Source organism: Roseobacter cerffii (assembly GCF_054226325.1).
On record NZ_CM135757.1, the window covers coordinates 2,678,363 to 2,697,426 of the forward strand.

General features: G+C 64.5%; 20 protein-coding genes. 10 read left to right on the plus strand and 10 right to left on the minus strand.

Going from position 1 to position 19,064, the window contains the following annotated elements; genetic code table 11:
- The first annotated feature begins 139 nt into the window (after positions 1–139).
- From ACVC7O_RS12985 to lexA, 7 genes are all read left to right on the plus strand, one after another.
- Positions 140–721: an anthranilate synthase component II gene (locus ACVC7O_RS12985; RefSeq protein ID WP_458322545.1), complete on the plus strand. Its 582-nt coding sequence runs from the start codon at positions 140–142 to the stop codon at positions 719–721.
- Entirely contained in the window at positions 718–1,737 is a 1,020-nt protein-coding gene (gene trpD, locus ACVC7O_RS12990) for an anthranilate phosphoribosyltransferase (protein ID WP_458322546.1), read from the plus strand. Before ACVC7O_RS12985 ends, trpD begins: the two co-directional genes overlap by 4 nt.
- The gene (locus ACVC7O_RS12995; protein ID WP_458322547.1) at positions 1,734–2,390 is read left to right on the plus strand and encodes a uracil-DNA glycosylase; all 657 of its coding nucleotides are present in this window, start codon (positions 1,734–1,736) and stop codon (positions 2,388–2,390) included. Before trpD ends, ACVC7O_RS12995 begins: the two co-directional genes overlap by 4 nt.
- The gene (gene trpC / locus ACVC7O_RS13000; RefSeq protein WP_458322548.1) at positions 2,387–3,199 is read left to right on the plus strand and encodes an indole-3-glycerol phosphate synthase TrpC; all 813 of its coding nucleotides are present in this window, start codon (positions 2,387–2,389) and stop codon (positions 3,197–3,199) included. The genes ACVC7O_RS12995 and trpC overlap by 4 nt, the downstream gene beginning before the upstream one ends.
- A 1-nt stretch (position 3,200) precedes the next feature.
- Positions 3,201–3,680, plus strand: a complete 480-nt coding sequence (gene moaC / locus ACVC7O_RS13005) for a cyclic pyranopterin monophosphate synthase MoaC (protein ID WP_458322549.1) — start codon at positions 3,201–3,203, stop codon at positions 3,678–3,680.
- Complete coding sequence (locus tag ACVC7O_RS13010; RefSeq protein WP_458322550.1) at positions 3,677–4,849, plus strand: molybdopterin molybdotransferase MoeA; 1,173 nt, start codon at positions 3,677–3,679, stop codon at positions 4,847–4,849. Before moaC ends, ACVC7O_RS13010 begins: the two co-directional genes overlap by 4 nt.
- 66 nt (positions 4,850–4,915) lie before the next feature.
- Positions 4,916–5,617: a transcriptional repressor LexA gene (gene lexA, locus ACVC7O_RS13015; RefSeq protein ID WP_458322551.1), complete on the plus strand. Its 702-nt coding sequence runs from the start codon at positions 4,916–4,918 to the stop codon at positions 5,615–5,617.
- Here the strand turns inward: lexA and ACVC7O_RS13020 are convergent.
- A complete protein-coding gene (locus ACVC7O_RS13020; protein WP_458326090.1) occupies positions 5,611–7,647 on the minus strand; it encodes a ComEC/Rec2 family competence protein in 2,037 nt (678 codons plus the stop codon). The two genes, lexA and ACVC7O_RS13020, sit on opposite strands and share 7 nt — an antisense overlap.
- Positions 7,648–7,745: 98 nt before the next feature.
- Between ACVC7O_RS13020 and gltX the strand changes: the two genes are divergently transcribed.
- The 3 genes from gltX to ACVC7O_RS13035 all read left to right on the plus strand — a co-directional run bounded on the left by gltX (position 7,746) and on the right by ACVC7O_RS13035 (position 11,195).
- Positions 7,746–9,155 carry a glutamate--tRNA ligase gene (gene gltX, locus ACVC7O_RS13025; RefSeq protein WP_458322552.1) on the plus strand — a complete coding sequence of 470 codons (1,410 nt, stop codon included), beginning with the start codon at positions 7,746–7,748 and terminating at the stop codon, positions 9,153–9,155.
- Between the two features lie 87 nt (positions 9,156–9,242).
- Positions 9,243–10,538, plus strand: a complete 1,296-nt coding sequence (gltA, locus tag ACVC7O_RS13030; protein WP_458322553.1) for a citrate synthase — start codon at positions 9,243–9,245, stop codon at positions 10,536–10,538.
- Positions 10,539–10,895: 357 nt separating this feature from the next.
- Positions 10,896–11,195: a hypothetical protein gene (locus ACVC7O_RS13035; protein WP_458322554.1), complete on the plus strand. Its 300-nt coding sequence runs from the start codon at positions 10,896–10,898 to the stop codon at positions 11,193–11,195.
- Between the two features lie 3 nt (positions 11,196–11,198).
- Here the strand turns inward: ACVC7O_RS13035 and ACVC7O_RS13040 are convergent, their stop codons facing one another.
- From ACVC7O_RS13040 to ACVC7O_RS13080, 9 genes are all read right to left on the minus strand, one after another.
- Entirely contained in the window at positions 11,199–11,975 is a 777-nt protein-coding gene (locus ACVC7O_RS13040; protein WP_458322555.1) for an enoyl-CoA hydratase-related protein, read from the minus strand.
- A gap of 70 nt (positions 11,976–12,045) precedes the next feature.
- On the minus strand, positions 12,046–12,498 hold the full coding sequence (locus tag ACVC7O_RS13045; protein WP_458322556.1) for a cytochrome c-type biogenesis protein: 453 nt from the start codon (positions 12,496–12,498) through the stop codon (positions 12,046–12,048).
- Positions 12,495–14,462 carry a heme lyase CcmF/NrfE family subunit gene (locus ACVC7O_RS13050; protein WP_458322557.1) on the minus strand — a complete coding sequence of 656 codons (1,968 nt, stop codon included), beginning with the start codon at positions 14,460–14,462 and terminating at the stop codon, positions 12,495–12,497. The genes ACVC7O_RS13045 and ACVC7O_RS13050 overlap by 4 nt, the downstream gene beginning before the upstream one ends.
- 59 nt (positions 14,463–14,521) lie before the next feature.
- On the minus strand, positions 14,522–15,106 hold the full coding sequence (locus tag ACVC7O_RS13055; protein ID WP_458322558.1) for a holin family protein: 585 nt from the start codon (positions 15,104–15,106) through the stop codon (positions 14,522–14,524).
- Entirely contained in the window at positions 15,097–15,708 is a 612-nt protein-coding gene (locus tag ACVC7O_RS13060; RefSeq protein ID WP_458322559.1) for a holin-associated N-acetylmuramidase, read from the minus strand. Before ACVC7O_RS13060 ends, ACVC7O_RS13055 begins: the two co-directional genes overlap by 10 nt.
- Positions 15,709–15,786: 78 nt before the next feature.
- On the minus strand, positions 15,787–16,230 hold the full coding sequence (gene ccmE / locus ACVC7O_RS13065) for a cytochrome c maturation protein CcmE (RefSeq protein ID WP_458322560.1): 444 nt from the start codon (positions 16,228–16,230) through the stop codon (positions 15,787–15,789).
- 6 nt (positions 16,231–16,236) lie between these two features.
- Positions 16,237–17,265: an N-acetyl-gamma-glutamyl-phosphate reductase gene (gene argC, locus ACVC7O_RS13070; RefSeq protein WP_458322561.1), complete on the minus strand. Its 1,029-nt coding sequence runs from the start codon at positions 17,263–17,265 to the stop codon at positions 16,237–16,239.
- Positions 17,266–17,297: 32 nt separating this feature from the next.
- Positions 17,298–18,107, minus strand: coding sequence for a glutamate racemase (locus tag ACVC7O_RS13075; RefSeq protein ID WP_458322562.1), 810 nt, complete (start codon positions 18,105–18,107; stop codon positions 17,298–17,300).
- Positions 18,108–18,134: 27 nt separating this feature from the next.
- Positions 18,135–19,010, minus strand: a complete 876-nt coding sequence (locus tag ACVC7O_RS13080; RefSeq protein ID WP_458322563.1) for a lysophospholipid acyltransferase family protein — start codon at positions 19,008–19,010, stop codon at positions 18,135–18,137.
- Positions 19,011–19,064 lie beyond the last annotated feature (54 nt).

Below are 19,064 nucleotides of genomic sequence, written 5' to 3' on the forward strand. Positions count from 1 at the left end.
CGGAGGTTCGGCTGTCGCACCCTGATCGGCCTGCCGTGAGCTTGCGCCCCTTGACGCACGCTCGCAAGCCTGAACATGTAGCCTCACCTATACCGCGCTAGGGGCCTCGGTCTCCAGCCCTGAATTCAAAGTTTTGGACATGCTACTGCTCATCGACAACTACGACAGTTTTACCTACAACCTGCTGCACTATGTCGGCAGCCTCGGTATGGACGTGGTTGTGCACCGCAACGATGCGCTGAACGTGCAGGAAGCGATGGCGCTGAAGCCCGCAGGCATCCTGCTGTCGCCCGGCCCCGGCACGCCCGATCAGGCAGGAATTTGCCTCAGCCTGACCCATGCAGCGGCGGAAACCGGCACACCGCTGATGGGCGTGTGCCTCGGGCACCAGACCATAGGGCAGGTGTTCGGCGGGGCCGTCGTGCAGGCGCAGGACATCGTGCATGGCAAGCTCGGCCAGATTTCGCATGGCCAAAAGGGTGTATTTGCGGGCCTTCCGACGCCCTTCGCAGCCACCCGATACCACTCCCTCGTGGTCGACCGCGACAGCCTGTCAGACGATCTGGAGGTCACCGCCGAGCTTGAGGATGGCACCATCATGGGGCTGCAGCACCGCGAGTTGCCGATCCACGGCGTGCAGTTTCATCCCGAGTCCATCCGGTCTGAACACGGGCACGCGCTGCTGCAGAACTTCCTCGACGAGATGAAGGTCTCGGCATGAGTGACGCGCTGAAGCCGCTGATCGGAGCGGCTGCCGAGGGTCCGCTGAGCAAGGCACAGGCCGAGACCGCCTTCGGCATCCTCTTCGAAGGCGAAGCCACGCCGAGCCAGATTGGCGGGTTGCTCATGGCGCTGCGCACGCGGGGTGAAACGGTCGATGAATATGCCGCCGCCGCCGCCGTCATGCGCGCCAAGTGCAATGCGGTGCGCGCGCCCGAAGGGGCGATGGACATCGTCGGCACCGGCGGCGACGGCAAGGGCACGCTGAACATCTCGACCGCCACCGCCTTTGTGGTGGCGGGCGCGGGCGTGGTGGTGGCCAAGCACGGCAACCGCAACCTCAGCTCGAAATCCGGTGCGGCGGATGCGCTGACCCAGATGGGCCTCAATGTGATGGTCGGGCCCAAGGTGGTCGAACAGGCGCTGGCGGAGGCGGGCATCGGCTTCATGATGGCGCCCATGCATCATCCGGCGATTGCCCATGTGATGCCCACGCGGGCCGAGCTTGGCACCCGCACGATCTTCAATATCCTCGGGCCGCTCACCAACCCCGCAGGGGTCAAACGCCAGCTCACGGGCGCATTTTCGCGTGAACTCATCCGCCCCATGGCCGAGACGCTGGGCGCGCTGGGGTCCGAGAAGGCCTGGCTGGTGCATGGCTCGGACGGAACCGATGAGCTGACGATCACCGGCACCTCCTGGGTCAGCGCGCTTGGCCCCGATGGCAGCGTGACGGACATCGAGGTGCACCCCGAAGACGCGGGCCTGCCCGTGCATCCCTTCGAGGCCATCGTCGGGGGCACGCCAGAAGAGAACGCAGAGGATTTCAAGGCCTTGCTGGATGGCGCGCCCTCAGCCTATCGCGACGCAGTGCTGCTCAACGCCGCAGCGGCGCTTGTGGTCGCCGATGCGGTGACCGATCTGAAAGAGGGCGTCGCCCGGGCGGCAGAGGCCATCGACAGCGGCGCTGCCCGCGCCAAGATCGAGGCGGTTGCCAAAATCACCCAAGCGGCGTGACCTCTCTCGGTGCCTGGGCGCAGCTGCCGTTTTTCGAGACCGACTGGCCTGCCCTGCAAGCCAAGCTCGCCGCCGATCCGCGCGAAATCCTGCCGCCTGCGCATCAGATTTTCCGGGCACTGAAACACGTCCAGCCAGACGAAGCCAAGGTCGTCATCCTCGGACAGGACCCCTACCCCACGCCCGGCCATGCGCATGGCCTCGCGTTCTCCGCAGACGCCGACGTGCGCCCGCTGCCCCGGTCGCTGGCCAACATCTACAAGGAACTGCAGGCCGACATCGGCGCGGCGCCCGTGACCGCCGATCTGGGGTTCTGGGCGGATCAGGGCGTGCTTTTGCTCAACACGGTGCTGACGGTGCCCGCCGGCGACGCCAAGGGCCACGACCGCCTCGGCTGGCAGGTGCTCACGCAACAAGTACTCGACCACCTCGCAGATCAGCCGCGCGCCTATCTTCTTTGGGGCGCCCACGCACAGAAGACCGCTGCTAACGTCGATCCCGCGACCAATCTCAAGATCGAGACGGCGCACCCATCGCCGCTCTCGGCCCGGCGCGGCTTTTTCGGCTCCCGCCCCTTCAGCCGCACCAATGCATGGTTGCAGGCCCGCGGCGCCCGCGCCATAAATTGGGCCAACCCGCCGGAGACCCCATGACCGATACCATTCTCGACAAGATCAAGGCCTACAAGCTGGAAGAGATCGCCGCCGACAAGGCCGCCAAACCGCTGGCCGATGTCGAGGCCGAGGCCCGCGATGCGCCTGCTGTCCGCCCCTTTGCCGAGGCGTTGCATCACGCTAGCATCCAAGGCTACGGGCTGATTGCCGAGATCAAGAAGGCGAGCCCCTCCAAGGGGCTCATACGCGCGGACTTCGACCCCGCCACGCTGGCGCAAGCCTATGCGGAAGGCGGCGCCACCTGCTTGTCGGTTCTGACAGACACGCCCAGCTTCCAGGGCGCCAAGGACTATCTCGGCGAAGCCCGGCGAGCCTGTGATTTGCCGGTGCTGCGCAAGGACTTCATGTATGACACCTATCAGGTGGCCGAAGCGCGCGCGATGGGCGCCGATTGCATCCTGATCATCATGGCCTCGGTCAGTGACGAGCAGGCGCAGGACCTCGAAGAGGCCGCGATGGCATGGGGTATGGACGCGCTGCTCGAAGTGCATGACGCCGAAGAACTGGCGCGCGCCAGCCATCTCAAGAGCCGCCTCATGGGCATCAACAATCGCAACCTCAAAACCTTTGAGACCACGCTCGACACCACCCGCGAGCTGTCGCGCGACGTGCCTGAAGACCGGCTGATCGTCGCGGAATCGGGGCTCAGCACACCGGAGGATCTCGCCGACATGGCCCGTTATGGCGCGCGCATCTTCCTGATCGGCGAAAGCCTGATGCGGCAGGAGGATGTGGAGGGCGCCACGCGCAAGCTGCTCGCCAATCCGATGACCGCCGGGGGCATGTGAGATGTCCGGCAAGCTCACGCATTTCGACGCCAAGGGCGATGCGCATATGGTCGATGTGGGCGCCAAGGCGGTCACCGACCGGATCGCGGTGGCCCGCTGCCAGATCGCGATGCAGCCCGAGACCTTCGAGATCATCTCGAAAGGCCACGCCAAGAAGGGCGATGTGCTCGGTGTCGCGCGGCTTGCCGGGATCATGGCTGCGAAACGCACCTCTGACCTGATCCCGCTCTGTCACCCCTTGCCGATCACCAAGGTGGCGGTGGACTTTGAGGCAGACGCCAAGCTGCCCGGCTATCACATCGAAGCCACCGTGAAGACGACCGGCCAGACGGGCGTCGAGATGGAGGCGCTCACGGCCGCTTCGGTGACCGCGCTCACGGTCTATGACATGACAAAGGCCGTCGACAAATCCATGCAGATCACTGATTTGCGCGTGGTTCTGAAGGACGGCGGCAAGTCCGGCAGGTTCGAGGCGTCATGATCTCGGTCGCCGAGGCGCTGGAGCATCTTTTTGCGCTGGTCACGCCGCTCGAGACGGAAACCGTGCCGCTGCGCGCCGCAGCAGGCCGGGTTCTGGCCCGCGATGTGACCGCCACGCGCACGCAACCGCCCTTTGATGCCTCCTCCATGGATGGCTATGCGCTCCGCCGCACCGAGGTGGAACCCGACGCGATGTTCAAACTCGTGGGCGAAGCGGCGGCAGGTCACGCGTTTACCGGCTCGGTCGGCCCGGGCCAATGCGTGCGCATCTTCACCGGCGCGCCGGTCCCCGACGCGCTCGATTTCGTGGTGATCCAGGAAGACGTCACGCGGCGCGGCGATCTGATCACGCTGAACCGCGACATGGACGGCAAGGACAATATCCGCCCCGCTGGCGGTGATTTCAAAGCGGGCGACGTCATGCGCGCGCCCCGCCGGTTGGGTCCGACCGATATCGCCCTGCTTGCCGCAATGAACATTGCCGAGGTGCCGGTGACCCGCCGCCCCGTTGTGGCCGTCATGGCCACCGGGGATGAGTTGGTGATGCCGGGCGAAACTCCCGGACCCGATCAGATCATTGCCTCGAACACCTTTGGCCTCGCCGCGATGCTCGAAGCCGAGGGCGCCGAGGTCCGCATGATCCCCATCGCGCGCGACACCGAAGCCTCGTTGACAACGGCCTTTGGCCTGGCAGCCGGGGCCGATCTCATCCTGACCATCGGCGGCGCCTCGGTGGGGGATCATGATCTGGTGGCCCCCGTGGCGGCTGAGCTTGGGATGGAGCAATCCTTCTATAAGGTCGCCATGCGCCCCGGCAAACCCCTGATGGCGGGGCGGCTTGGTGCCGCGGCGATGATCGGCCTGCCCGGCAATCCGGTCTCGGCCATGGTCTGTGGCACGATCTTCGTTGTGCCTGTTGTACGCGCGCTGCTGGGCCTGGGCGCGGCACCCGCACAGCCCAAGCAGGCGACGCTCGCGGCGCCCTTGCCGCCCAACGGCCCGCGCGAGCACTATATGCGCGCCGTTCTGGCCGACGATGGCCTGCGCGCCTTCGACAGCCAGGACAGCTCGCTGCTCAGCGTCCTGTCGCGGGCCAACGCGCTGCTGGTCCGCCCGCCGCACGACCCCGCGCAGGAGGTCGGTGCCGAGGTGAACTACCTGCCGCTCTGAAACCGTTGACACAAAACGGGAACATCACTAGAACAAAGGCAAATTCAGGCGTCGGAGGACCAAAAGATGCTCACCAAGAAGCAGTTGGATTTGCTCGAGTTCATTCACAAGCGCATGCAGCGGGACGGCGTGCCGCCCAGTTTCGACGAAATGAAAGAGGCGCTGGACCTGCGGTCGAAATCCGGTATTCACCGCCTGATCACGGCATTGGAAGAGCGCGGCTTCATCCGCCGCCTCGCCCATCGGGCCCGCGCGATTGAGATCGTGAAGCTGCCCGAGAGCCTCGGTGGCGAGCCAACGGGCGGCTTTTCCCCGCGCGTGATCGAAGGCGACAAGCCCGACGCGCCGATGCCCGCCAATGCGCAGCCGATCAGCACTGCCTTCGCAACCGAACTGCCCGTCATGGGCCGGATCGCCGCCGGTGTCCCGATCGAGGCGATCAACCAGAAATCCCACAGTGTCGCGGTGCCGGGGCAGATGCTCTCGGGCTCGGGCGAGCACTATGCCTTGGAGGTCCGCGGCGACTCGATGATCGACGCTGGCATCAATGACGGCGATGTGGTCGTGATCCGCGAGACCAGCGTGGCCGACAATGGCGACATCGTCGTGGCGCTGGTGGAAGACCATGAGGCGACGTTGAAACGCTATATTCGCAAGGGCAGTGCGATTGCGCTGGAAGCGGCCAACCCCGCCTATGAAACGCGGATTTTCAACGAAGACCAGGTCAAGGTGCAGGGCAAGCTGGTCGGGCTGATCCGTACCTACTGACGCTGCGCGCGGCGGTACCACGGCGTCCACAGCCGGTCGCCCGTCCGGTCGCGGGTCGAGACCAGATGCACAGCCCCTTTGCGCTCGTGGATCGCCACCGCCCCCATGCTCTCCAGCCGGTCGGGATCGAGCAGAATGCATTCGGCGACAACCGGCGGCAGCGGCTGGTTCGCCACGATGATCTGCCCCGCACGACAGCCGTCAAAGGAGGACACCGCCTTCTTGCCAGCCAGATGCGTGAGCTGCACACCCCCCGGCAGAACCGCGCTGCGGGTCTCTGGCCACCGCGCCGCCGCGGTGGGCTGATCCGTCGCCTCGCCGTCGTTCTCGAGCCAGTTCCGTGCGATGAACCCCGCCCCGCGCTCCTTGCTGAGCGCGCGGCCTTCGGCGGTCATGACCCCCACAAGCGTGCCGTTCTCCGCGATGAGCCCTACGGGCCGGTCCGCCGTGACCCATAGCCAGAAGGCGGCAAGAACGGGCAAGACCCCGACGAGCCGCGTACGCCCCTGCCAGAGGCAGAGCCACAGAAACCCCAGCGCGATCATGGGCAGCACGGCGATGCCCGGCCCATGCACGAATGATCGCGCGCCATCGAGCCCGGCCACAAAGCTGCCTACCTCGAGGATCCAGCGCAGGCCGACGCCCATAATCCAGAGCCCAATCCAGTCGAGCCCCAGCGGCGCCAGGATCAGCGCAAGCACCGCCGCGGGGATCACCACGGTGCCCATCATCGGCACCGAGGTCAGGTTGGCGATCAGCCCATAATGCGAAATTGCGTTGAAATGGGCGGCGCCAATCGGCGCGGTGGCGAGCCCTGCGATACCCGAGGAGATCAAAACCGCCACAACTGGCTTGGCCCATTTCGGCCCCATGCCGATCCGGTGATCACGCATGTATCCGAAGACGGCGACCAGCGCGGTTGTGGCCGCAAAGGACATCTGGAACCCCGGCCCCAGCAGCGCTTCGGGCCGCAGCAGCAGCACGATGACCGCCGCAATCGCTACGGCGCGCAGCGAGATCGCCCGGCGGTTCAGCATCACGGCCGAGAGCGCCACAGCCACCATGATGAAGGCGCGTTCCGTCGCCACATTGCCGCCCGACAGAGCAAGATAGCCCGCCGCGACGACCAGCGCGCCGCCCGCGGCCAGCTTGCGCCCCGGCACGCGCAGCGCCAGCGGCGGGATCAGCGCGATGATCACGCGCAAGAGCGCAAAGACAAACCCGGTCAGCAGGCCCATATGCAGCCCCGAGATGGCCAGAAGATGCGCCAGATTGCTGGCGCGCAGATCGTCCAGTGCCTCCTGGCTGATCGCCGAGCGCGCGCCCGTGGTCACGGCCACCGCAAAGCCGCCCACATCGCCGGGCAGGATCTCGAGCATCCGCGCGCCGATGGCCATGCGGATCCGGAACACAGCCAGCTCCCACTGATCCTCCGCGGCCGGTGCAATGGCCAGCATCGGGACCCGGGAATAGCCCACACCGCCCAACTGCCCAAACCAGGCGTGGCGCTGGAAGTCGAAGCCTCCAGGTTCAACCGGCCCACCAGGCGGCGAGATATGCGCCGTGGTCATCACCCGCAGCCCCGGCGCGGGTGCCACCCCGAGGCTCTGATCACCATGCAGCGAAATGCGCACCCGCTCGGGCGTCCGATGCGGCGGCACGCGGTCGAGCACCACCTGATCAAGCGTCACGCGCAGCGCGTCCGAGCTGCTGCGATCAAGGTTCACCACGCGGCCCTCGACAGGCCCGTAGTAGCGCCAGCTCATCACCGGGCTCGCCACGTCGTGGGCACGGTGCGCTGCCAGAAGGAAGCCAGAGGCGACAATGACCACACCGATGATCAGCGGGCGAAACGCCTCCCCCAGCCAGCGCACACAGAATAGCAGACCGATGGCGCCCCCCGCCACGGCCCAGAGCTGTGTCATCGACGGTTCGAACCGCAAAAGGAAATAGAGACCGATGCCCACTGCCATGCACACCGGCACCCATTCAAAGAGCGACCCGCGCTGCTCCAACAGAATGGAGCGCATGCGTCTCACCTGGCACCTCCTTGCCCCCGTTCCCCGCACTGGATAGACAGGCCCTCTAGGTCTAGGCCTCTCATGGTTACGGAAAGGTAAACGCACCCATGTCTGCTCCCGTCGTCACCCGTTTTGCCCCCTCGCCCACGGGCTTTCTGCATATCGGCGGGGCACGTACAGCGCTCTTCAACTGGCTCTACGCGCGGGGGCGCGGCGGCAAGTTTCTCCTCCGCATCGAGGACACGGACCGCGCGCGCTCGACGCCGGAGGCAACGGAGGCGATCCTGCATGGCATGGCCTGGCTGGGCCTCGACCATGACGGCGAGATCGTGAGCCAGTTCGAAAACGCCCCGCGGCACGCCGCCGTCGCGCAGCAGCTTTTGGCCGCGGGCAAGGCGTATAAATGCTTTGCTACACAGGAAGAAATCACCGCTTTCCGGGAAGAGGCGCGCGCCGCGGGCCAAAGCACGCTCTACCGCTCGCCCTGGCGCGATGCGGACCCGAGCACCCACCCCGATGCGCCCTACGTGATCCGCATCAAGGCGCCGCAATCGGGCGAAACGGTCATCCGCGACCAGGTGCAGGGCGATGTGACCATCCGCAACGACCAGCTCGATGACATGGTTCTGTTACGTTCCGATGGCACGCCCGTCTACATGCTGGCGGTTGTTGTCGATGACCACGATATGGGCGTGACCCATGTGATCCGGGGGGACGACCACCTCAACAACGCCGCGCGTCAGATGATGATTTACGAGGCGATGGGCTGGGAGGTGCCGGTCTGGGCGCATATCCCGCTGATCCACGGACCCGATGGCAAGAAGCTCAGCAAACGGCACGGGGCGCTTGGCGCGCAGGAATACCAGGTGATGGGCTATCCGGCAGCCGGCATGCGCAACTACCTCGCGCGGCTGGGTTGGAGCCACGGGGATGACGAATTCTTTACCGATGCGCAGGCGCGGGAGTGGTTTGATCTCAGCGGCATCGGCAAGAGCCCGGCGCGGTTCGATCTCAAGAAGCTGGAGAATCTCTCCGGCCGGCATATCGCGCAGTCAAATGATGCCGCGCTGCAGCAGGAAATCACCGAATATCTGGCGGCCGCAGGGAGTCCAGCGCTGACAGAGGCGCAACAAACACGGCTCGCTGCCGCGATGCCTCATGTCAAAGAGCGCGCGAAGACCCTGCCGGAACTTATTGAAAAGGCTCACTTTGCGTTAACCTCCCGCCCGATACAGCCGGATGAGAAGGCGGCGAAAGCGCTCGATTCGGTATCCCGTGGTATACTGGGAGAATTGACGCCGCAGCTGCAAACTGATAGCTGGAGCAGAGAACATCTGGAGGGCCTCCTGAACGGTTTCGCGGAAAGCAAGGAGACCAAGTTCGGGAAACTGGCTGGCCCGCTGCGGGCTGCGCTCGCTGGGCGGGCGGTCACACCTTCGGTATTCGACATGATGCTGGTTCTGGGCCAAGACGAAACCCTCGCCCGATTGACAGATGCAGCTGAGGACGCGGGGTGATCCCACGCGCAAACCATCGGTCTGACGCGCCTTGCGTCAAGCGCCGGACGGCGGGTGCGCCCGCAAGCAAGACAGGAAGGACCTCTGATGGCTGAAAGCACAAAATCCGCAACGCTGAGCATTGACGGGAACGAATACGAGTTGCCGATCTTCTCCCCTACCGCGGGGCCGGACGTGGTCGACATCCGCAAACTCTATGGGCAGGCCGGGGTCTTCACCTATGATCCAGGCTTCACCTCGACCGCGAGCTGCGACAGCACCATCACCTTCATCGATGGCGACAAGGGCGAGCTGCTGCATCGGGGCTATCCCATCGATCAGCTGGCGAGCATGTCGCATTACCTCGAGGTCTGCTACCTGCTGCTTTACGGCGAGCTGCCCTCCGCCGCGCAGCTCGAGAAATTCGAGCTGAACATCACCCATCACACCATGCTGCATGAGCAGATGGTCAACTTCTTCCGCGGGTTCCGGCGGGATGCGCACCCGATGGCGATCATGGTCGGTGTCGTGGGGGCGATGTCGGCCTTCTATCACGACAGCACTGACATCACCGACGAGCGCCAGCGCGAGATCGCGAGCCATCGGCTGATCGCCAAGATGCCCACTATCGCCGCCTGGGCCTATAAATACTCTATCGGCCAGCCCTTCGTGTATCCACGGAATGACCTCGACTATGCGTCGAACTTCCTGCGCATGTGTTTCTCGGTCCCGGCGGAGGAATATGAGGTCAACCCGATCCTCTCCCGCGCGATGGATCGCATTTTCACGCTGCATGCGGACCACGAGCAAAACGCTTCCACCTCGACGGTGCGGCTCGCCTCGTCCTCCGGGGCAAACCCCTTCGCCTGTATTGCCGCGGGCATCGCCTGCCTCTGGGGCCCCGCACATGGCGGCGCCAACCAGGCCTGTCTGGAGATGCTCAAGGAAATCGGCACTGTTGACCGCATCCCCGAGTTCATCGCGCGCGCCAAGGACAAGAACGACAGCTACCGCCTGATGGGCTTCGGCCATCGTGTCTACAAGAACTTCGACCCGCGCGCGACGGTGATGAAACAATCCGCCGACGAGGTGCTCGACCTTCTGGGTGTCGAGGACAACCCGCTGTTGCAGGTCGCGATGGAGCTGGAGAAACAGGCGCTGGAAGATCCGTACTTCGCGGAAAAGAAACTGTTCCCGAATGTGGATTTCTACTCGGGCATCATCCTCGAGGCGATGGGCTTCCCCACCTCGATGTTCACGCCGATCTTCGCGCTCAGCCGCACGGTGGGCTGGATTTCGCAGTGGAAAGAGATGATCGCCGATCCGCAGAACAAGATCGGTCGCCCGCGCCAGCTCTACCTCGGCGATACGGCGCGCGACTATGTGGACATCGAAAACCGCTGAGCCCACGGCAGCGCTGCGCCTTCCGGGGCGCAGCTCCAGGTGCGAATCGCCGCCCCTATGCCGCGCAGGTTATCTGCGCATGACCCTGAAAGGGCTGAGATTTACCGCGGTACTGTCGCCAATCGACCCGGCGAAATGTGTTCGAAATGTGTCATTGTTTCGCGCCCTTGCATAATGCGGCGCATTTCTTGACCGCGTTCCCCACCACACCTTAGCTAAGGACCACGGTGCAGGTCGCCGGGCCGCACTCCGGCCTGGACCTGCATGGTTTTGACCAGATCAGCCGGGGATGGGCACAGATGCGCTGTGCCGACCGCGCCGGATCACCAGACGCAAGGGGCGCGGATGCCACGTCAGATGAGCGGTTCTTTGGACAACGGCGCCACGCTGGCCGCGCGCCTGCCCGTGACCCCGATGGCCTGCACCGGCCCCGAAGGCGCGCTGATCCCCGATGTCTGCGAGGACGAGGACACCATCGCCGTCGTCTATGACCGGGGCGATGCCCCGCCCAAGATCACCGTGACCGATATCTCCAGTGTTGTGCAGACCGTGCATGCGGATGGGGTGGCCGTGGCCATCGTGGCCTGCGCCGACGGCCCGCAGCTCACCGAGAACGACGTGCTGCTGGTCGAGCGCTGCGTCCCTGCGCGCCGTTGAGGCTCAGCGGCCCTCGAACTGCGCGGGCCGCTTCTCGGTGAAGGCCAGCACGCCTTCCTTGAAATCGCGCGACTTGCCACACTGCCCTTGCTGCTTGGCCTCCAGCGTCAGCTGCTCTTCCATCGAATTGTCCCAGCTGCCCCGGATCACCTTCTTGATCGCCCCATAGGCCGCCGTCGGGCCTTGCGCGAGATGTGCCGCCCGCGCCTGCCACTGCGCCTCGAAATCCGCATCCGGCACCGCTTCCCAGATCATGCCCCAGTCATCCGCCTGCCGCGCGGTGATCTTGTCGGCAAAGAGTGCCGCCCCCATCGCCTTGGCCGTGCCCATGGTGCGTGGCAGCACATAGGTGCCCCCCGCATCCGGAATGAGCCCAATGCGCGCAAAGGCCTGCAGGAAATAGGCGCTCTCTGCTGCGATCACCACATCCGCGGCCAGCGCTAGGTTGGCCCCCGCCCCCGCCGCCGGGCCATTCACCGCCGCAATTGTCGGCACCGGGCATTCGACGATGGCATGCAGCATCGGCTGGTACTCATCGCGCAGCGTGCGCTCCAGATCGAGGTTCGCGGCACTGACCCGGTCGCCAAGGTCCTGACCAGAGCAGAACGCCTTGCCCGCCCCGGTGATCACCACAACGCGCGCCGTCTTGCCCGCCTCCGAGACCGCATAGGCGATCTCGGCGCGCATCTGCGTGCTGAGCGCATTCATCTTCTCGGGCCGGTTCAGGGTGATGGTGGCCACGCCGTCATGTAGCGTGAACGTGAGCGTGTGATATTCCATGAGGCGTCCTTTTCCGCGAGGCTGACCCCGTCATATCAAACTGACCGGTTCAGAAAAGGGAAACTCGGCGTCAGTCTTTCAGGATTTCGTTGAGCCGCGCCTGTTCGGCATCTGACAGCGCTGCTTCCTGCGGGGCTGTCGAGCGCGACCGACCGCGCAGATAGCCATAGCCCAGCCCCATGGCCAGCAGAAGCATCGCAGGCCCCGCCGCCCAGAGCAGCCAGGTGGACCCACTGGCACGCGGCGACATCAGCACGAATTCACCATAGCGCGCGACGAAGAAGTCCATCACCGCCTCGTCGCTGGCCCCGCCTGCCACCAGCTCGCGCACGGTGCGGCGGGCATCCTGAGCCCAGTTGGCATTCGAGGAGGCCACGGATTCCGACTGGCACACCACGCAGCGCAAATCGTGATCGAGCGCCCGCGCCCGCGCCTCCAGTTCCGGATCATCCAGCATCTCGGACGGGTCCAGCGCCCAGAGCGGGCTGGCCAGAAACAGCAGGGCAAGCGCCAGCCGTCTCATTCCGCCGGCACCGCCTGGTGCGGCGTCTTGCGCGCCCCGGCTGCCACGCGGAAGCGCCGATCCGACAGGCTCAAAAACCCGCCGAGCGCCATCAGCCCCGAGCCGATCCAGATCCAGTTGGTGAAGGGCTTGATGTAGGTCCGCACGGCCCAACCCCCGTTGGCCTGCCGATCACCGATGACCACATAGACGTCGCGGGCCAGGTCATAGTCGATGGCGGCTTCGGTCGTCGGCATCTGCGCCACCGGATAGACACGTTTTTCGGGCCGCAGCTGCGCGATCTCGCGCCCGTTCTGCGCCAGGGTGATGTAACCCATGGTCGAGATGAAATTCGGGCCTTCCTTGTTCGCCACATCGTCGAGCGTGATGGTATAGCCCCCGACCTCATAGGGCTCGCCGAATTGCGCAACACGGATGTCCTCCTGCTGCCAGGCCATCAGACCGCAGACGCCCATGATCGTGACACCCAGCCCCGCATGCGCGACCATCTTGCCCCAATCCGCGCGTGGCAGGCGCATCAGCCGCCCCAATCGCCCGGACCCGCGGCCTGTGCGCTGCGCAAAATCGACCAGCGTGCCCATGATGACCCAGGCCGCGAGGAAGAGACCAATCGGCCCCAGCAGGCTGCGCCCGGTCTGCATCGCATAGGCCAGCCCGCCAATGGCGACGGCCAGCACGAAGACATAGCGCAGCGGGCGCATCGCCCGGACCAGCCGCGCCCGTTTCCAAGGCATCGCCGAGCCGATGGGCAGGATCAGCCCCAGCACCAGCATGAAGGGGGAGAACGCCATGTTGAAGAAGGGCGGGCCAACGCTGAGACGGCGGTCAAAGAACATCTCGGCGACCAGCGGCCACATGGTGCCCACGAAAACCACAAAGCAGCTCACCGCCAACAGCAGGTTGTTGGCGACCAGCGCGCTTTCGCGGCTCACCAGACCAAAGACGCCCTTGGCCTCCATCGCACTCGCGCGGAGGGCAAAGAGTATGAGCGCGCCGCCCATGAAGAAGCCCATGATCATGAGGATAAAGACCCCGCGTTCGGGATCGTTTGCAAAAGCATGAACCGAGGTCAGCAAGCCGGAGCGCACGATGAACGTTCCGATCAGGGAGAAGCCGAAGGCGAGGATGGCGAGCAGGATCGTCCAGCTTTTCAGCGCCTCGCGCTTCTCCACCACAATGGCCGAGTGCAGCAGCGCTGCGGCCAGCAACCACGGCATGAAAGACGCGTTCTCCACCGGGTCCCAGAACCAGAAACCGCCCCAACCGAGCTCATAGTAGGCCCACCAGGACCCAAGTGCGATGCCGATGGTCAGGAAGACCCAGGCCGCCAGTGTCCACGGGCGCACCCACCGCCCCCAGGCCGCATCCACGCGCCCTTCGATCAGCGCGGCCACGGCGAAACTGAACGCCATGCTCAGCCCCACATACCCGAGATAGAGAAACGGCGGATGGAAGGCGAGGCCCGGGTCCTGCAGCAGCGGGTTCAGATCCTGCCCGTCAAACGGCGGCACCGCGAGGCGCAGAAACGGGTTCGACGTGAACAGAATGAAGGCGAAGAAGGCCACCCCGATGGCCGCCTGCACCGCCAACACCCGCGCCCGCAGCGTCGGCGGCAGGTTGCCCCCAAACCACGCGGCCATGGCCCCGAAGAGCGTCACGATCAGCACCCAGAGCAGCATCGAGCCTTCGTGGTTCCCCCAGGTCCCGCTGATTTTGTAGATCATCGGTTTGGCGGAATGGCTGTTCAGCGTGACCAGCCGCAGGCTGAAATCCGAGATGATGAACGCGTACATCAGCGCCGCGAAAGAGAACGCCGTCAGCAGGAATTGCGCCGAGGCCGCAGGCTCCGCAACGGCCATCCACGCAGGCCAGCGTTTGTGCGCCCCGATCAGCGGAACGACGGTCTGAACAATCGCCACGAGAAAGGCGAGGATGAGCGCGAAATGTCCGAATTCTGTGATCATACACCGCAGTATAAGCGGCGCTTCCGGCGCGTCCAATGACAAACGCGCCAGTCAGCGGTTCACTTTGTCGCGGCTTTCTGCGCCTTCCACTCCTGCAGCGCGCTGTTGTCGTCCGGCACTACCGACAGGGTGGACAATTGCGCGTCGTGGCCAGCGTCTGCGAGACCGGGCGTCGTGGCTCGCAACGCGCCCAATGTCGCGATGTTATCGACCACCTTCGGCGCAAAGGACATGGTGCGCGCCAGCGACTTCTGGAATTGCTGGCTTTTGACCTGGTGCCGCGCGCCGAAGTAGAACGACACGATCACGCCCAGTAGCCACCACAGCGGTTCGGGCACCAGCGCAATGCCTTGCATGCGCGCCGCAAACCAAACCGGATCGATCATCGCGGCGAGAAACAGGCCCAGCGTCCCCAGCGCCAGCGCCGGGCGCGGCAGCCGGTTCACGCCGTCCATCACGCGGTCGAACCAGCCCTGACGGGCGACCTCGAACTCCTGCGCAAACTGCGCCATGGCCCCGAGCCGCAGGTTCTGCGCCCGCTCTGCGCCCTCCTCCGTGTTCTCGCGAAACACTTCAGCTGTTTGAGCGATCACATTGCGATCATTGCCAAAAATGATGTTGAGAATACCTGATATCAGACCCATGCTGCGACCCTCTGCTGAAACTGCTCACGTGACAGGTGAAAGCGCGGCGAGATGAACTCCTCCGCGCGTTTGATCCAGCCGCCCTTGCCGCCCGCGCGGGTGCGCGCGTATTTGCGGCTCGCCTTGCGCCGGTCGGCAATGCGGAAATAATAGTTGCGCCGCGCGATCCCGTAGGCATCTGCCAGGAAGTCCGGCGCCTCGAGATAGGCCGCCTGCGCAGCACCTATGGTCTGAGGCCCCAAGACACCATCGACCACCACACGGTGCCCCATCTCGCGCAGCAGCCGCTGCAGGATCTTCACCGCATTGCCGCCCGCGTTCACATACATGTCGAAAACCGTCGCGTGCAGCACCTGAGGCAACAACGCGATCAGCGGCTTTTCGAAGTAATGTTTCTCAAAGATTTCAATGGCATGCTCCTTTGTCAGAGCCCGCACATCCGAAATCGTCACCGTGCCATCCCGGTCGAGGTCGATCCCCAGCGCGCGCATGGTGTGAATGGTGACCCCGTATTTTGTGGCTCCACCGGGATCGTCCGGGTCGTTCACGAACCCACCCTCCCGGGCCACGATCTCCGTGGCAATCTCTCTGACTGTCTGCATACCTGTCCCCTTTTCCGGCCGTGGCGGCGGAAAAATGGACAAAGAATGGTTAATTCAGCCTGAGGGGAGCGTACGCTGTCAGCTGTCGGTGGGTTTGTAGACGCCCTGCTCTTTCAAAGCATCGACCACCTCAGCAGGCATGTAGGTTTCATCATGTTTCGCAAGGATTTCATGTGCTTCGAAGACGCCGTTAATGTAACGTCCCGTGCCCACCATGCCTTGGTTTTCCTCGAAAAGATCGGGCAGCACGCCGGTATAGGTCACCGGCACAACGGCGCCGCCATCGGTCACACTGAACCGAATGGTCTCGCCCTGCCCGCGTATAATGGAACCTTCCTCCACCAGTCCGCCGATGCGAAACACCTCTGTCGGCTCAGGCGGCTCGGCCAGAATCTGGCTCGGCGCGCGGAAGAAATTGATCCCGTCGCGCATCGCATAGCCGATCAGCGCCGTGGACAGCACCAGAGCCACCGCCGCCACGGCGATGACTTGAATCCGGCGCTGCTTCTTCAGGCTTTTCATGCGGCCTCATGGGAAAAGCGGGGCCAACATCAGCCCCGTCGTCTCCTCAATATTTAACATCAGGTTGGCGTTTTGCAAAGCTTGGCCGCTGCTACCTTTTGTCAGGTTGTCGAGCGCCCCGATCACAATCGCGCGGCCCGGCAGGCGGTCCGCCACTACCCCGATGTGACAGAAGTTAGAGCCCCGCACATGCCGCGTGCTCGGCGCCTCGCCAAGGGGCAGCACCTCGATGAAAGGCTCACCCGCATAGGCCGCAACCAGCGCGGCGTGCACGGCCTCCGCCTCGCCCTTCACATAACCCGTCGCCAGGATGCCGCGGTTGGCCGGGATCAGGTGCGGGGTGAACTGAACCTTCACCTCCCGCCCTGCCAAGGCACTGAATTCCTGATCGAATTCGCCCAGATGCCGATGCGTGCCCCCCACCGCATAAGCGTGATACCCTTCGGAGAGCTCCGCATGCAGCAGGTTTTCCTTGAGGCTCCGCCCCGCGCCCGAGACGGCGCATTTCAGATCGAGAATGATCTCATCAAGGTCAATCACCCCCGCCTCAATCAACGGGCGCAGCATGAATTGCCCCGTCGCCGCATTACAGCCCGTCCCGGCGACCAGCCGCGCCTGCGCAATCTCGGCACGATAGAACTCGGTCAGCCCATAGACCGCCTCTTTCTGCTGCTCCACAGCGGCATGTGGGTTGCCATACCACTGCGCATAGGCCTCCGGATCGCGCAGCCGGAAATCGGCGCTCAGGTCCACGATCTTCAGATCCCCCGGCAGGCGCGCGATCACCTCCTGGCTGGTCTTATGCGGCAAGGCGCAGAAACACAGATCGATGTTTGCAAAGTCGATCTCATCAATTTGCAGAAGCGTCGGCAGCTGCAAATGGCGCAGATGCGGAAACACCTGCGCGATGGTCTGCCCCGCCTTTGAGTTGGCCCCAAGGGCGGTGATGGTCATATCGGGATGGCCGGCGATCAGCCGGATCAGCTCGGCCCCGGTATAGCCGGAGGCGCCGAGAATGGCGATGGAATAGGTCATGGGTCGTTCCGTCTTGGAAAGAAGTTGAATGCTCAGGCAGATTGAAAGGTGATCTGTCGTCGCAAAAACTGGGTGGCGCGGTCGCTCACCCGCCGCGGATCGCCCGTGGTCAGAAACCCGCGCTCACCGGTGCCGCGCATATCCGGGTGCCGCTCGAGATAGTCGGCAAGGCTGTCGGCGACCAGCGCGGCCTGGCTGAACACCCGCACATCCTCGCCCAAGGCCCCCTGAAAGCTCGCCTGCATCAGCGGGTAATGGGTGCACCCGAGGATCGCCGCATCCGGTTCCGGCATCTTGCGCTGCAGCGCCTCCACATGGCTGCGCACCAGCGCTTCGGCCAGGATCATATCGCCATCCTCGATGGCGTCGACAACGCCGCCACAGGCCTGCGCCTCCACATCGACGCCAATCGCCCGAAACGCCAGCTCCCGCTGAAACGCACGGCTCGCGACCGTCGCGGGCGTCGCAAAGAGCGCCACATGCTTCACATCCACCTCGCGTGGTGGCGAGTTGTCGCCCCACTGCCGCTCGGTCAGCGCCTCGATCAGCGGCACAAACACCCCCAGCACCCGCTTGTCCGCCGGCACCCAGCTCTCCTGCATCCGCCGCAGCGCTGCTGCCGAGGCCGTATTGCATGCGAGAATCACCAGATTACAGCCCGCATCAAAGAGCCGCGTCACCGCCGTACAGGTCAGATCAAAGATGTCATCCGCCGTGCGCACCCCGTAAGGCGCATGCGCACTGTCGGCGAGATAGACAAACGGCACCTCCGGCAACCGCTCTTCCGCAGCCTGCAGGACGGTCAAACCGCCCAATCCGCTATCGAAAATGCCTACCGCCACGTCCAGGTGCCTCTTTCGGGCACCTGCTCAGGATCGGTGCCGCTCCTCGAATTCATACCCCAGATCAAACCGCTTCTCGGGGTCCGTTGACAGCTCATACGTTGCTTTTCGGAGGAAATCCATCATCGCTTTGCTGTCTTTCGCCAGCGGGTCGAGCACGTCGCGCCCGATCGGCTGGCCCACGGCGATGCGCACCGGCGTATCGACGCGTTTCTTGAACTCCTTGATCAGCAGCCCCATACGCAGTGTGGAGTGCATGTGGCTCGCGATCTGGAACAGGCGGCTGGTGTGGCCGTCGAAGTAGAGCGGCAGGACGCTCGCCCGCGATTTCGCAATCATCCGCGCGGTGAAGCTGCGCCAGCCGGGATCCATCGGGCGCGAAAACGGCCGCGCCGCCGTGCTCACCGTGCCTCCTGGGAAGATGCCAACCGCGCCACCGTCGCTCAGGTACTGCAGCGCCGTCTTGCGCGTCGCGATGTTCAGCGCCAGCGCCTCCTTGGTCTCGTCAAAGCTGATCGGCAGGATAAAGCGGTTCAGATCCTCTGCCTTGCGGAACACCGAATTCGCCATGATGCGGAAATCGCCCCGCGTCTGACCGAGGATATGCCCCATCATCAGCCCATCCAGGATGCCGTAGGGGTGGTTGGCGATCATGATCAGCGGCCCCTCTTTCGGGACATGCCCCAGCGTGCCATTGACCACATCCAGCGAGAGCCCATAGCGCTCGACCATCACGTCGAAAAACCCGCGACCCGCTGCCACCTCGTCCTCGTAGCCCCGCGCGCGCTTGATCAGCCGCAGACGACCGGTGCTGTTTTCCATCACCCGGATCAGGGCGCGCCCGCCCTTCGACTGGGCTGAATAGGAATAGCTGATATCCCGCGTGATACTGGCGCGTCCCATCCCGGGGGTGTCCTCTTGCCGCTCGGCGCAACTTTAGCTTTGGCGACATAATAT